This is a genomic window from Pseudoalteromonas sp. SCSIO 43210 (assembly GCF_054133285.1).
This window is the reverse complement of sequence record NZ_CP087225.1, coordinates 750193-763855: the sequence shown is the minus strand read 5'-3', so window position 1 is coordinate 763855 and position 13663 is coordinate 750193. Positions and strand designations below refer to the sequence as shown.

Below are 13663 nucleotides of genomic sequence, written 5' to 3'. Positions count from 1 at the left end.
TAAAAGTAACAGCGGCACTTGCCGCTGTTATTTTTTTTATGCCATCATAAAGAAATTACTTCCTTATAATAAGAATCCCGTGCTGAAACTAATAAAATTTATTCTCCCGCCATTATTTGCAGGGCTTAGCATTGCTTTTTTAGTGGTTTTTTTCAGCCCTAATATGCGAGCTTCTCTATTACCGAACGTACCTCTTGCGAGTGCAATGAGTACTAGCCATTTAAGTTTCTCAGATGCTGTTAAACGTGCAGCTCCCTCCGTAGTGACTATTTTTTCTGAGAGCATTTCGAAAGAGCCTCGTTATAAAAGACAAAATACCGTACAAGAATTAGGCTCTGGTGTGATTATGTCGCAAGATGGCTACATTCTTACTAACTATCATGTAGTGAATAATGCAGATCAAATTATGGTTATTCTGACAGACGGCAGGCGCTTTTTTGATGTCCAACTAATCGGCTTTGATACGATTACTGATCTTGCATTACTTAAAATAAACGCAGACCACCTTCCCGTTATTCCTATAAGCGATAGCTATACGTCGAGTGTAGGTGATGTAGTACTAGCCATAGGTAACCCACTTAATTTAGGACAGACAATTACCCAAGGTATTATTAGCGCTACTGGTAAGCAAAAAATTACAGACAGCCCTTATAATAACTTATTACAAATGGATGCCGCTATTAATGTAGGGAATTCAGGTGGCGCATTAGTCAATTCTAACGGTGATTTAGTTGGTATCACTTCAGCCCAATTTAAAACGCGTGAAAATTTAAACATACAGGGAATATTTTTTGCTGTGCCGTATTCACTTGCTAAAAAAGTGATGGGAAAATTGATTCGACATGGTCGTGTAGTTAGAGGCTACCTTGGTTTTGAAGGCACCGCAGTAGACAGCACAGGTAAAGAAGTTAACGATAGCCTAACTCCTGTTTCAGGTATGCGAATTACGAACTTAGATCCCTTAGGCCCAGCTTGGCAAGCAGGTATTGAAGAACAAGATATCGTTATTAAAATTGCAGGGCTTTCCGTAGCAAACCCGCAAAAAGTACTTGAAAAAATAGGCAATACAGAACCAGGGAAAGAAATAGAGTTTGAGCTTTATCGAAATGGCAAAATAGAAAAAATCATGGTGATGGTCGCAGAGCTTGAAACAAAACTATAACTACTAATTGTAGGTCGGTGTGTATTTACATATCCGACCTACATATATTAGGCGCTTTTAACTGCTTCTACGTTTAATATTAGCACCTAATGCACTGAGCTTATCTTCAATGCGCTGATATCCTCTGTCAACGTGATAAATACGGTCAACAACGGTTTCACCTTGCGCGACTATACCTGTTAAAATTAGACTCGCTGAAGCACGTAAGTCAGTTGCCATAACTTGCGCACCGCTTAGGCTTTTGGTTTCACCACAAATAGCCGTGTTGCCCTCAAGACGAATATTAGCACCCATGCGCTGTAACTCAGGCACATGCATAAAACGGTTTTCAAAAATCGTTTCTGTAATCGTTGCACTGCCATTTGCCACAACATTCAATGCTGTAAATTGAGCTTGCATATCAGTAGGAAAACCAGGATGTGGAGCGGTTTTAATATTAACAGCTTTAAGCTCTCGGCCACGCATATCTAAGTAAATACTGTCATCATGCACCTCAAGTAATGCATTCGTTGCACGCAGCTTTTCAATCACAGGTTCAAGTGAATGGAAATCAGTATTCTTACAAAGTACCTCACCGCCAGCCATTGCAGCCGCCACTAAAAATGTACCTGTTTCAATTCTATCTGGCAAAATACTATGCTCACAACCCGCCAAGCGCTCAACACCTTCTACTTCGATACGGCTAGTACCTGCACCAGTGATTTTAGCACCCATTGCAATTAAACAATTAGCTAAATCGATAATTTCAGGCTCACGCGCGGCATTATCAAGTATGGTTTTTCCATCAGCAAGCGCTGCTGCCATCAGTAAATTTTCAGTAGCACCAACACTAACCATCTCCATAAAGATTTCAGCGCCTTTTAAGCGACCATTTACCTTGGCATTAATATAACCATTTTCAACGCTTATTTGTGCGCCTAAGCGCTCTAAACCTTGAATATGGATATCAACAGGACGAGCACCAATAGCACAACCACCTGGTAATGAAACCTGAGCTTCACCAAAGCGTGCCACTAAAGGGCCTAGTGCAAGCACAGAAGCACGCATTTGTTTAACGAGCTCGTAAGGGGCAAGCGTCTGATTTACCGTTGCGCCATCAATAATAAGTGTGTCGCCTTGCCAATTAACATCTGCACCTAAAGTTTTTAATAGTGCTTCGGTGGTAACAATGTCACGTAAACGTGGAACATTAGTAAATGTACTTTTACCATCAGCAAGTAAAGCAGCAAACAAAATAGGAAGCGCTGCATTTTTAGCACCAGAAATAGTAACTTCACCAGCAAGTGAAGTGCCACCTTGAATTACAAATTGATCCATTTAGGAGGCCTTACTTATTGCGGTAAAATAAATTTTTGTTCACGTTTCCACTCTGTTGGAGTGAAAGCGCGAATAGAAACTGCGTGAATTGTGCCATCTGAAATTGTATTCATCAACGGACCATAAACTAGCTGTTGCTTTTTAACACGGCTTAAACCGTCAAAGCATTCACCAACTGCAATTACTTCATAATGACTACCATTAGCTTTTACATGCACTTCAGCTAATTGAAGTTCATCGCGTAATAATGTTTCGACTTGGCTAGTTTCCATAACTCTCACTCAAATAGGGTTGTAACTTGACCCAACTGCATTAAATTTTGCAATTGTTCAGGTGGATTTTGCAATTCAAGACGAATGCCTTGCTGCTTAAATTCTGCAAAAGAGTGAATTAACCAAGCTAAGCCCGCTGTGTCAACCCTTGATACCTCACTAAGGTCAAAATAAGTGGTTTTATGCTTAGTTATTAACTTATCGTTCAAAAGCCGTTCATTACTAATGGAATTTCGAGTAAGTTCACCACTTACTCGAAACTGCTGTTCATCAACTTGGCTAATTGCCAATTTAATCATTCGAGCTACTGCCTCTAAATTGAACAGGTAACTTACTCTTTTGCTCTAAAAGGTTGCTTACATTGTCAATACCTTGCTGACGTAAAATACCTTGTAGTTCGCTTTGTTTGGCGTCTAATAAACTAATACCTTCAGCAATCATATCGTAAGCTCGCCATTCACCATCGCGATCTTCACGAACTTTAAAGTCTATTCTGATATCAGGTTTGCCATCTTCAAGAATTTTAGTTTTAACAACAACGACATCTTTACCTTTAAATGGTTGCTCAGCACCAAACTCAACTTTTTGATTTGTATATTGTGTAAATACACCAGCGTAAGTGGCAACTAAATATTCTCTAAATACACCAATAAAGCGCTGAATATCTTTAATCGCTTGGGCTTTTTCAGCTTCATCTGTAATTGCCCGTACTTTAGATACTTCACTGCCTAACACGCGAAGTGCTGCATATTTGTAGTCAATATAAGGCATTAATTCTTCTTCAACAATGACACGAAGATGCTCTTGATTTTTAATGATTAATGGCTGATCTTTTTTGATACGTGCAAACGTATTGTCCGCTACTTGACGCACCATTTTGTTTGGATCATTTAGTTTAACATCTGCAGCACTTACGCTTTGAGTTAGCGTCATTGTGCTAATTGCTACAATAGCTAGAAACTTTTTCAACATAATAATTACTCACTACCTTGGTTGAATAAAAACTGCCCAATTAACTCTTCAAGTACAATGGCAGACTTAGTATCAGTGATTGAATCACCGTCACCTAACGCTTTACTGTCTACACCAAATAAATCATCAATTGCTTCGTCTTGCTTATTTTCGGTTACGACTTGACCTAAACAGCGTTGCTCTGCTGAATTAGGAGAAATAACAGGGTGGATACCTAGATACTGCTCACCTAAAATACCCGATGTTAAAATTGAAATTGAGCTCGTGTCTGAAAAACGACATAAATACTGTGCATCAATGGTCATATTAACCACTGGCAAGAACTCCTGTGGATGAACATAAATTGACTCTACTCGACCAATAACGACTCCGCCCACTTTTACTGGTGCACGTGCCTTTAATGACCCTATGTTTTCAAATTTAGCATTAAGTGTGTACGTCTCGCCTGAGCCGCTAATACCTGAATTGGCGACTTTAAGCGCAAGCATAGCAAACGCTAAAATTCCTAACGCCACAAAAAAACCAACTAAAATTTCTAATTTCCGTGAATTCATTATCTATACCCTATTAGCTGGTAAACATTACCGCTGTCAAAATAAAGTCAAACCCTAAAACCGCCAATGACGAATGAACAACCGTTTCGGTGGTTGCTTTACTGATCCCTTCAGAGGTCGGCACACAGTCATACCCTTTATAAAGTGCTATCCAAGTCACCACAATGGCGAATACAAAGCTCTTAATAATACCGTTTAGTATGTCTTGCTGAAACGATACTTGTGATTGCATAATTGACCAAAAACTACCCGTATCAACACCAAGCCAATCAACTCCAACTAAATGAGCACCAATAATTGCCACTGCTGAAAATATCACCGCTAGTAACGGCATACTTATAAAGCCTGCCCAAAAGCGCGGTGCAATAATTCGTTTTAGTGGATCAATTGCCATCATTTCTAATGATGATAACTGTTCTGTTGCTTTCATTAAGCCTATTTCTGCAGTAAGCGCACTGCCCGCTCGCCCTGCAAATAATAACGCTGTAACAACAGGCCCGAGTTCTCGTAATAAACTTAATGCCACTAATGGCCCTAAACTATCCTCTGCACCATATCCAACCAATACCGTATAACCTTGTAATGCCAAGACCATACCGATAAATAAACCTGACACCATAATAATGAGCAAAGATTGCGAACCCACCATGTAGAGCTGACGAATAAGTAGAGGTGTACCCTTTTTAAAGTTAGGTACATTTACAAGTGCGCCAAAAAGCATATAAGTTGAGCGACCCAGAGCCGCAAAACGACCTAGCGTCTTATGCCCTAATTTTTGAAATAAATCCAACATTATGCTTTTTCTCCAAGCAACTCATCTGCATATGTTTGAGCTGGAAAATGAAAAGGCACGGGACCATCAGACAAACCTTTTAAAAACTGTTGCACTAAAGGAGACTCATGATTGCGCATTTCGTCAGGTGTTCCACAACCAATTACACCCTGATCAGCTATAATAATAACGTGGTCAGCAATACTCATTACCTCGTTAACATCATGGGTTACAATTAAAGAAGATAAACCAAGCACTTCGTTGAGTGACTTAATTAATTTAACCAACACCCCCATAGAAATAGGATCTTGGCCTGCAAATGGTTCATCGTACATTATAAGTTCAGGGTCGAGCGCAATAGCACGTGCCAGAGCTGCGCGCCTAGCCATACCTCCCGATAATTCAGAAGGCATTAAATCTTTCGCTCCGCGTAGCCCAACAGCTTGCAATTTCATTAGCACAACCAACCGAATTAGGTCTTCACTCAACTCAGTGTGCTCCCTAATTGGGAACGCTATATTATCGAATACCGACATATCAGTAAACAACGCACCACTTTGAAAAAGCATACTCATTTTAGTTCGCGCTTCGTAGAGTTCTTTGCGCGACATATTTGGGATACTACCACCTTCAAATAAAATATCACCGGAGTCAGGCTTAAGTTGACCGCCAATTAAACGCAACATGGTCGTTTTACCAATTCCGCTTGGCCCCATAATCGCAGTGATTTTACCTTTAGGAACGCTAAAGCTCATATTTTTATATATGCTTCTATCGCCTCTCGAAAAGCTAACATCCTTGACTTCTACTATTGATTGCGACAAGTCGCTCTCCATAACAATGTTCACTAGTGCACCTATTTTAAAGCTTTTTTAACCAAGATGGAAAAAACAATTCGTAAGATTTTGTAATACACTTGCAAAAAGGAGTATAAGACTCGTTTATAACGGCTTAACTGCAGCTTAAGGTGCTGATATAAGCGCCTTAAAATATTATTCAACAAGTTATTGTAATTAGAGTTGACCTGACTCTTTTATTTATACTTTCACCTTTGCTTTTGTTACTATTCGCGCCATCTGTATTTTGAATAACTGGCTTAATATAATGGTTACCTCGTTTGTTATTTTAATTCTTGGTTTTGCGGCTCTTGTTTGGAGTGCAGACAGGTTTGTTTATGGCGCAGCGGCACTTGCAAAAAACTTTGGCGTACCAACCCTAATTGTAGGCTTAACTGTTGTGGCAATGGGTTCGTCAGCCCCAGAGATGATGGTTTCCGCTTCTGCAGCGCTCGCAAATAAAACAGATACTGCAGTTGGTAACGCTGTCGGTTCAAACATAACAAACATTCTACTTGTGTTAGGTATTACAGCGTTATTTAGACCTCTGTCTGTATCTTCAAGTACATTAAAACGCGAAATGCCACTGGTCTTGCTGATATCATTCGCTACCTGGTATATTTTTTCAGACAATTATTTTTCATTAGCCGAAGGTATCGCCTTACTTATTGGCTTTATCGTGTTTATAGGCGGTTTGATTATTATTTCACTGCGCGCAAAAAACCAAGATGACCCATTTATAACCGAAGCCTGTGACGACGTACCTAACGATGTACCAACTAAAAAAGCGGTATTTTGGTTAGTTATTGGCATGGTTCTACTCCCTGTTAGCTCACATTTTTTAATTGGTTCAGCAGTCGACATAGCTAAATACTTTGGCCTAAGCGATCTAGTCATTGGCTTAACTATTATTGCCATTGGCACGAGCTTACCGGAGCTTGCAGCTTCAATTGCCGGTGTATTAAAAAATGAAGATGATTTAGCTCTAGGCAATATTGTTGGTTCAAACATTTTTAATATATTGGCTGTGTTACCGCTCGCAGGTATTATTAATCCATCCATTATCGATCCGTCAGTAGCGAGTCGAGATATACTCATTATGATTGGTGCAACATTTGCTCTTATCATCATGTCATTGAACTTTAGAGGCACCCAACGCATCAATAGAGTGGAAGGTGGCTTATTGCTTATCGCATTTTTGGGCTACCAAGGGTATATTTTTAGTCAAGTAGGGTAAATAATGACGACGCTGAACTTTATCGAACAGGGTCTTCGTGTTCTCAATATTGAACGCCAAGCACTTAATGACATAGCGCAATATGTAGATGAAAATTTTCATCAAGCATGCCAATTAATGTTTGACTGCGAAGGTCGAATTATTGTTATTGGCATGGGTAAATCAGGCCATATAGGTAATAAAATTGCAGCAACACTTGCAAGTACAGGAAGCCCTGCCTTTTTTGTACACCCAGGCGAAGCTAGCCATGGCGATTTAGGAATGATCACCAAAAACGATGTTGTCATGCTTATTTCAAACTCAGGTGAGACGAGTGAAGTTTTAAATATTATCCCTGTTTTAAAACGCCTTGGCGCAAAAATAATCGCCATGACAGGCAATACTAAATCGACCATGGCAACACATGCAAATGTACATGTATGCATTAAAGTAGAAAAAGAAGCATGCTCTTTAGGGTTAGCACCAACGGCGAGCACTACAGCGACTCTTGCTATGGGCGATGCGATGGCAGTGGCTCTGTTAGAAGCTCGTGGTTTTACCGCCGATGATTTTGCGCTTTCTCACCCTGGGGGCAGTTTAGGCAAACGATTATTACTAACCTTAAAAGATGTTATGCACAGCGGCGCAAATACACCTATTATTAGCGTTTCACAAACCGTAAAAGATGCACTTATTGAAATGTCAGCCAAAGGCCTTGGTATGACAGCCATTGTTGATAAAAGTAATCAGCTCGTGGGATTATTTACCGACGGTGATTTACGCCGTATTTTAGAGCAAAGACTAGATATTCATACAACACAAATAGACCTTGTTATGACTAGGTCATGCACAACAGCTACACAAGATATTTTAGCTGCTGAAGCGCTTAATATAATGGAACACAAACGTATAAATGGCTTGATTGTTGTTAATGAGCAAAACCAGCCTATTGGCGCACTAAATATGCAAGACTTATTAAAAGCAGGAGTATTATAAATGCAATTTGAAGAACTCTATCAACCGCTGAGTGCTGATGCAAAAGCACGTGCTAAAAAAGTAAAACTACTTATATGCGATATTGATGGTGTATTTTCTGATGGCCGAATTTATCTTGGCAATCAAGGTGAAGAGCTCAAAGCATTTAATACAAAAGATGGTTTTGGCATTAAAGCGCTTATAAACAGTGGCTTTGAAGTGGCTGTTATTACTGGTCGCCATTCGCAGATAGTGCAACAACGTATGACCAGTTTAACAGTACAACATATTTATCAAGGTCAAGAAAACAAGCTTATTGCTTACGAAGAGCTAAAAAACAAGCTTCACCTAAGTGATGATCAAATTGCCTACATTGGTGATGATGGCCCCGATATGCCAGTAATGGAATTAGTCGGGTTTGCCGTTGCAGTTAACGATGCTCACCCACTAATCAAGCGTTTATCACATTACACGACACAGATGCTGGGTGGTTTTGGCGCAGTGAGAGAACTAACCGACTTACTTATGCTAGAGAACGACAAACCACTTACTAGCAAAGGTACTAGTTCATGAATACAGCGCGCATAATTTTAAGCGTTTTATTCATCAGCTGTATGGTTTGGCTTTGGTACCCTTATTTTGCACAAACAAATATGACAGCTCAGGTTGAAGCTGAAGTTATCGCTAAGCCTGATTATATTGCTATTGAGCTAAAACAAACGGCCTATGATGAAAATGGTAAAATTAATCATAAAGTTACAGCTGCTAAAATGGAATTATATCAACAGTTAGGCTTTACCTTTTTTGAAAAGCCCATTTTCACCTTATATAACGAAAAACAAACATGGCGAATAAATGCAGACGAAGCAACGTTATATGAAGGAAAACAATTAATTTTAGAAGGTAACGTGGTTGCCAATAATCTTACTGATAATGCAATGATAGACAAGATTAATGCGGATAATATTCAAGTAGATATAAAACTACTCACGATGCGTTCAGAGCAACCCGTTATTGTTACGGGACCCAATTTAAAGATCACCGGTAAAGGCCTTGAAGCCGATTTAAAAACTGAAGTGATAAAACTTATTAACCATACGCGAACTATATATTATGACCAATAAAATTTCAAAAATACTTATTATTCCGACACTTATACTAGCTTTCAACCTTAGCGCTGCTGAACAAGCGATTCAACCTGCAGCGAATCAAATATCAATAAGTGCCGACAAACAAGAAGGCCAATTAAAAGAAAACGTCGGAATTTTTGAAAAAAATGTTGAGATTATTCACGGCAACCGTCGTATTACAGCCAACCGTTTAGAAGTACATAAACGTGATGAATTAGGCGATAATAAACAGCTACTAATTGCAACTGGTAGCCCTGCATATTTCGAAGAAAAACAAACTGATGGCACTATAATGAGCGCCAGCGCAAACGAAGTTCGTTATGATGTAGCTAAACGATTTTTAACCCTTATTGGCGATGCACAAGTATCGCAAGCGGGTCAAAAAATAAATGCCAAGAGTATTACTTACGATATGCAACAGCAATTAATTAGCGCTGAAAAAGACGAAAACTCAACCGATCGTGTGCATACTATTTTAGTACCTATTGAGACTAAAAAAGAAAAAAACGATAAAGGTCAGCCATGAGTACATTAAAAGCAGAACTATTAGCTAAAAGTTATAAAGGCCGTGAAGTTGTAAAAAATGTAGGTCTGGAAGTAAAGGCTGGCAGCATAGTCGGGTTACTTGGCCCTAATGGTGCAGGTAAAACCACAACGTTTTATATGATTGTAGGCCTTGTACCTAGTGATAAAGGCAAGATTTCTATCGACGATAACGATATTACTCTTTTACCTATGCATAGTCGTGCTAGATTAGGCATTGGTTACTTACCCCAAGAATCATCAATTTTTAGAAAGCTTACTGTTTATCAAAATTTAATGGCTATTTTAGAAACACGTAAAGAGCTGAATAAGCAAGCAAGAGAAGACACACTTAACAATTTATTAGATGAATTTAGTATTCAGCACATTCGTGATAGCCAAGGTATGGCATTATCAGGAGGCGAGCGTCGCCGAGTTGAAATAGCGCGAGCACTAGCCGCTGATCCTAAATTTATATTGCTTGATGAGCCTTTTGCTGGTGTTGACCCTATTTCAGTGTTAGATATAAAGAAAATAATAGAACATCTTAAAAATCGTGGTATTGGTGTGTTAATTACCGACCATAATGTAAGAGAAACTCTTGATGTTTGCGAAAAAGCCTACATAGTTTCTCATGGTGAGTTAATTGCATCAGGCACTCCAGAACACGTATTAAACGATAAAACAGTACGTGATGTTTATTTAGGCGAACAATTTAGGCTGTAACATTTACGCCATGTCTTTAAGCATCTGCTAGTATTAATTATAACAACATAAAAGGATTGTTAGAGATACATGAGGCAATCATTACAGCTGCGCATGGGCCAGCAACTTACAATGACTCCACAGCTGCAACAAGCAATTCGCCTGTTGCAACTCAGTACATTGGATCTCCAGCAAGAAATACAAGAAGCACTCGACAGCAACCCCCTATTAGAGGTTGAAGAGCAAGATTACGCCGAAGATTCTGCTGGTAAAAACGAGCAAAAAGCAGATAACGACGATGTCACTGTTAGCGCAAATGCTGATGATGTTCCGAGCGAATATGAGCAAGACAGTGGTGAAGCACTTGCTAAAGATACGCTAAGTGATGAAATGGCTATGGATGTTAGTTGGGATGAATATATGAGCGCAGCCCCAGCGTCATCATCAGGACCAATGCCTGAAGATGAATCTATATACCAAGGCTCCTCAACTGAAACGCTCCATGAATACCTAATGTGGCAACTACAACTGACTCCCTTTAGTCCTACCGATGAAGCGATTGCGATTGCGATTGTTGAAGCCGTCGATGATTCGGGTATTTTAACGCTAAGCTGCGAAGAAATTTTAGAAAGTTTTAATCAAGAGAACGAAGAAGACAACGAAGTTGAACTTGACGAAATAGAAGCTGTTTTAAAACGAATTCAATTGTTTGACCCTGTTGGTATTGCAGCACGTAGTTTACAAGAATGCTTATGTATTCAGCTGAACCAATACGATAAAGAAACACCCTATATTAATGAAACAAAAATGATTTTAACCGAGCACATTGATCTATTAGCTGCTCGCGACTATCGTACATTAATGAAAAAAACAAAGCTCAAAGAAGAAGAGCTTAAAGAAATAATGACTTTAATACATACTCTTAGCCCAAAACCGGCGGATACTATAGTTAGAGAAGAATCTGAGTATGTAATTCCTGATGTATCGGTGAAAAAAATAAAAGGTCGCTGGGTTGTTGAACTAAACCCAGATAGCATGCCTAAAATCAGAGTCAACAGCCAATATGCAGCAATGTCACGCACCGTTAAATCAAGTGGTGATAGCCAGTTTATTCGCTCGCATCTACAAGAAGCTAAATGGTTTATTAAAAGTTTAGAAAGTAGAAACGATACACTATTAAAAGTAACTAATTGTATTGTTAAGCAACAACAAGGTTTTTTTGAGCATGGCCCCGAAGCCATGAAACCAATGGTTTTAAATGATGTAGCAGAAATGGTCGAAATGCACGAATCAACTATTTCACGCGTAACAACTCAAAAATATATGCATACACCTCGCGGTATTTTTGAGCTTAAATATTTTTTCTCAAGCCATGTAAGTACTGAAAATGGAGGCGAATGCTCATCAACAGCAATACGCGCTCTCATTAAAAAATTAATCGCAGCAGAAAACTCAGCAAAACCATTGAGTGATAGTAAAATTGCAGATATATTAGCTGAGCAAGGAATAAAAGTAGCGAGACGTACAATCGCAAAGTATCGCGAATCTCTAGCTATTCCACCGTCAAATCAGCGAAAAAGTTTGATTTAAGACGCTAAACAAAGAGGGTAATGCTTATGCAACTAAACTTAACTGGTCGTCACGTAGAAGTAACTGATTCATTAAGAGATTATGTAAATACCAAATTTGCGAAGCTAGAAAGACACTCAGATCATATTAATAATGTTCATGTCATTCTTGATATAGAAAAATTAAACCAAAAAGCTGAGGCAACGATTCATGTAAGTGGAGCTGAGTTATTTGCCTCTACTGAACATCAAGATATGTACGCCGCCATTGACTCGCTGATTGACAAGCTCGATCGCCAAGTTATTAAACACAAAGAGAAGCTTGCTCGACACTAATATTATGAAATTAAGTTCACTTATATGTCAGGACTGCAGCAGAGCTGCGGTCCTTTTTAATAGTAAAAAAAGAATTTTAGAGTTCATCAGTCAACTTGCTCATGACAAGCTCCCATATCTTTCTCAACAAGATATTCTCAGCGCCTTAATGAATAGAGAAAAACTGGGAAGCACTGGTATAGGAAGAGGCATTGCAATCCCTCATGGGCGAATGAGCGGCGCAGAAGAGCCCTTAGCACTCGTATTAGTAAGCGAAACACCTATTAATTTTGATGCAATAGATAATCGCCCTGTTGATATATTTGTTGCTCTCATCGTACCTGATGGCGATAACCAGCAGCACTTAAAGACGCTCGCAACGATAGCTGATAAACTAAATAATAAAGATTTTTGTAAACAGTTACGCAGCGCAAAATCAGATACTGAACTGTATCAAGTTATTGTAGAACAATCGTAATTAACATAATGGGTGATAAATGGAATTAATTATCATAAGTGGCCGTTCCGGTTCTGGAAAATCGGTTGCTTTACGCGTAGTTGAAGATTTAGGTTATTATTGCGTAGATAATATTCCAATTAATCTGCTACCTTCTTTAGTGAGAAGTGTATCTGATAACTACGACAAAATTGCAGTTAGTATTGATGTCCGTAATTTACCAAAAGAGCAAGATGAATTTAACGATATCCTTGAATACTTACCTGGCTTTGCTAAACCGACTCTGTTTTATCTAGACAGTGAGGATCAAACATTAATTAAACGTTTTTCTGAGACTCGCCGTCTACACCCGTTATCAGTTGACTCATTACCTCTTGATTTAGCTATAAAAAAAGAAAAAGAACTACTCGATGTTCTCACTACTCGCGCTGACTATATGATCGACACGAGTGATTTAAGTGTTCATCAACTTGCTGAATCAATTCGTGAAAAAATTCTGGGTAAAAAAGATAAACAACTCATTGTTACTTTTGAGTCATTTGGCTTTAAACACGGCATTCCTAAAGAAGCTGATTATGTCTTTGATGCACGCTTTTTACCTAATCCACATTGGGAGCCAGAATTAAAACCTTTAAATGGCTTAGACCAACCCGTAAAGGATTACTTAGCCAGCCACAGCATTGTCCAAAAGTTCACTTGGCAAATTCAAACTTTTGTACAAACATGGTTGCCACATTTAGAGCGAAATAACCGTAGCTACTTAACTATTGCTATAGGTTGTACTGGCGGGCAACATCGCTCAGTATATTTAGCACAAACGATTGGTGAAAGTTTTTCGATGACACATCCAAATGTAAAAATCCGCCATAGAGAACAAGAAAAATAACTCA

General features: G+C 39.0%; 18 protein-coding genes. 11 read left to right on the top strand and 7 right to left on the bottom strand.

The genetic code is table 11. The features are described from left to right. The first annotated feature begins 79 nt into the window (after positions 1 to 79). The gene (locus LOS73_RS03395) at positions 80 to 1162 is read left to right on the top strand and encodes a trypsin-like peptidase domain-containing protein (protein WP_007378314.1); all 1083 of its coding nucleotides are present in this window, start codon (positions 80 to 82) and stop codon (positions 1160 to 1162) included. Between the two features lie 57 nt (positions 1163 to 1219). On the opposite strand, the gene murA is transcribed toward LOS73_RS03395, so the two are convergent. From murA to LOS73_RS03360, 7 genes are read right to left on the bottom strand one after another with little or no spacing between them, the layout of a single operon-like run. Next, the gene (murA, locus tag LOS73_RS03390) at positions 1220 to 2479 is read right to left on the bottom strand and encodes a UDP-N-acetylglucosamine 1-carboxyvinyltransferase (protein ID WP_007378313.1); all 1260 of its coding nucleotides are present in this window, start codon (positions 2477 to 2479) and stop codon (positions 1220 to 1222) included. A 14-nt stretch (positions 2480 to 2493) separates the two neighbouring features. Further along, the gene (locus LOS73_RS03385; RefSeq protein ID WP_007378312.1) at positions 2494 to 2751 is read right to left on the bottom strand and encodes a BolA family protein; all 258 of its coding nucleotides are present in this window, start codon (positions 2749 to 2751) and stop codon (positions 2494 to 2496) included. A 5-nt stretch (positions 2752 to 2756) separates the two neighbouring features. Continuing rightward, complete coding sequence (locus LOS73_RS03380; protein ID WP_033029543.1) at positions 2757 to 3050, bottom strand: STAS domain-containing protein; 294 nt, start codon at positions 3048 to 3050, stop codon at positions 2757 to 2759. After that, on the bottom strand, positions 3043 to 3723 hold the full coding sequence (locus tag LOS73_RS03375; RefSeq protein ID WP_007378310.1) for an MlaC/ttg2D family ABC transporter substrate-binding protein: 681 nt from the start codon (positions 3721 to 3723) through the stop codon (positions 3043 to 3045). The genes LOS73_RS03380 and LOS73_RS03375 overlap by 8 nt, the downstream gene beginning before the upstream one ends. A gap of 5 nt (positions 3724 to 3728) precedes the next feature. Then, positions 3729 to 4277, bottom strand: coding sequence for an outer membrane lipid asymmetry maintenance protein MlaD (mlaD, locus tag LOS73_RS03370; protein WP_008135833.1), 549 nt, complete (start codon positions 4275 to 4277; stop codon positions 3729 to 3731). Between the two features lie 13 nt (positions 4278 to 4290). After that, complete coding sequence (mlaE, locus tag LOS73_RS03365) at positions 4291 to 5070, bottom strand: lipid asymmetry maintenance ABC transporter permease subunit MlaE (protein WP_007378308.1); 780 nt, start codon at positions 5068 to 5070, stop codon at positions 4291 to 4293. Beyond that, the gene (locus tag LOS73_RS03360; protein WP_033015593.1) at positions 5070 to 5885 is read right to left on the bottom strand and encodes an ATP-binding cassette domain-containing protein; all 816 of its coding nucleotides are present in this window, start codon (positions 5883 to 5885) and stop codon (positions 5070 to 5072) included. The genes mlaE and LOS73_RS03360 overlap by 1 nt, the downstream gene beginning before the upstream one ends. A 268-nt stretch (positions 5886 to 6153) precedes the next feature. Between LOS73_RS03360 and LOS73_RS03355 the strand changes: the two genes are divergently transcribed. The 10 genes from LOS73_RS03355 to rapZ all read left to right on the top strand — a co-directional run bounded on the left by LOS73_RS03355 (position 6154) and on the right by rapZ (position 13659). Continuing rightward, positions 6154 to 7122: a calcium/sodium antiporter gene (locus tag LOS73_RS03355; RefSeq protein WP_007378306.1), complete on the top strand. Its 969-nt coding sequence runs from the start codon at positions 6154 to 6156 to the stop codon at positions 7120 to 7122. Between the two features lie 3 nt (positions 7123 to 7125). After that, on the top strand, positions 7126 to 8097 hold the full coding sequence (locus LOS73_RS03350; RefSeq protein ID WP_007378305.1) for a KpsF/GutQ family sugar-phosphate isomerase: 972 nt from the start codon (positions 7126 to 7128) through the stop codon (positions 8095 to 8097). Beyond that, a complete protein-coding gene (gene kdsC / locus LOS73_RS03345; RefSeq protein WP_007378304.1) occupies positions 8098 to 8649 on the top strand; it encodes a 3-deoxy-manno-octulosonate-8-phosphatase KdsC in 552 nt (183 codons plus the stop codon). It begins immediately after the preceding gene. Then, positions 8646 to 9200, top strand: coding sequence for an LPS export ABC transporter periplasmic protein LptC (lptC, locus tag LOS73_RS03340; protein WP_149614695.1), 555 nt, complete (start codon positions 8646 to 8648; stop codon positions 9198 to 9200). The genes kdsC and lptC overlap by 4 nt, the downstream gene beginning before the upstream one ends. Next, positions 9190 to 9732, top strand: a complete 543-nt coding sequence (gene lptA, locus LOS73_RS03335) for a lipopolysaccharide transport periplasmic protein LptA (RefSeq protein ID WP_457934487.1) — start codon at positions 9190 to 9192, stop codon at positions 9730 to 9732. Before lptC ends, lptA begins: the two co-directional genes overlap by 11 nt. Continuing rightward, positions 9729 to 10454: an LPS export ABC transporter ATP-binding protein gene (gene lptB / locus LOS73_RS03330; RefSeq protein ID WP_007378301.1), complete on the top strand. Its 726-nt coding sequence runs from the start codon at positions 9729 to 9731 to the stop codon at positions 10452 to 10454. The genes lptA and lptB overlap by 4 nt, the downstream gene beginning before the upstream one ends. 69 nt (positions 10455 to 10523) lie before the next feature. Beyond that, positions 10524 to 12023: an RNA polymerase factor sigma-54 gene (locus LOS73_RS03325; protein ID WP_007378300.1), complete on the top strand. Its 1500-nt coding sequence runs from the start codon at positions 10524 to 10526 to the stop codon at positions 12021 to 12023. A gap of 26 nt (positions 12024 to 12049) precedes the next feature. After that, on the top strand, positions 12050 to 12337 hold the full coding sequence (hpf, locus tag LOS73_RS03320) for a ribosome hibernation promoting factor (protein WP_007378299.1): 288 nt from the start codon (positions 12050 to 12052) through the stop codon (positions 12335 to 12337). A gap of 4 nt (positions 12338 to 12341) precedes the next feature. Next, positions 12342 to 12794, top strand: a complete 453-nt coding sequence (ptsN, locus tag LOS73_RS03315) for a PTS IIA-like nitrogen regulatory protein PtsN (protein WP_033015583.1) — start codon at positions 12342 to 12344, stop codon at positions 12792 to 12794. 19 nt (positions 12795 to 12813) lie between these two features. Beyond that, positions 12814 to 13659: an RNase adapter RapZ gene (rapZ, locus tag LOS73_RS03310; protein ID WP_007378297.1), complete on the top strand. Its 846-nt coding sequence runs from the start codon at positions 12814 to 12816 to the stop codon at positions 13657 to 13659. The last annotated feature ends 4 nt before the right edge of the window (positions 13660 to 13663 follow it).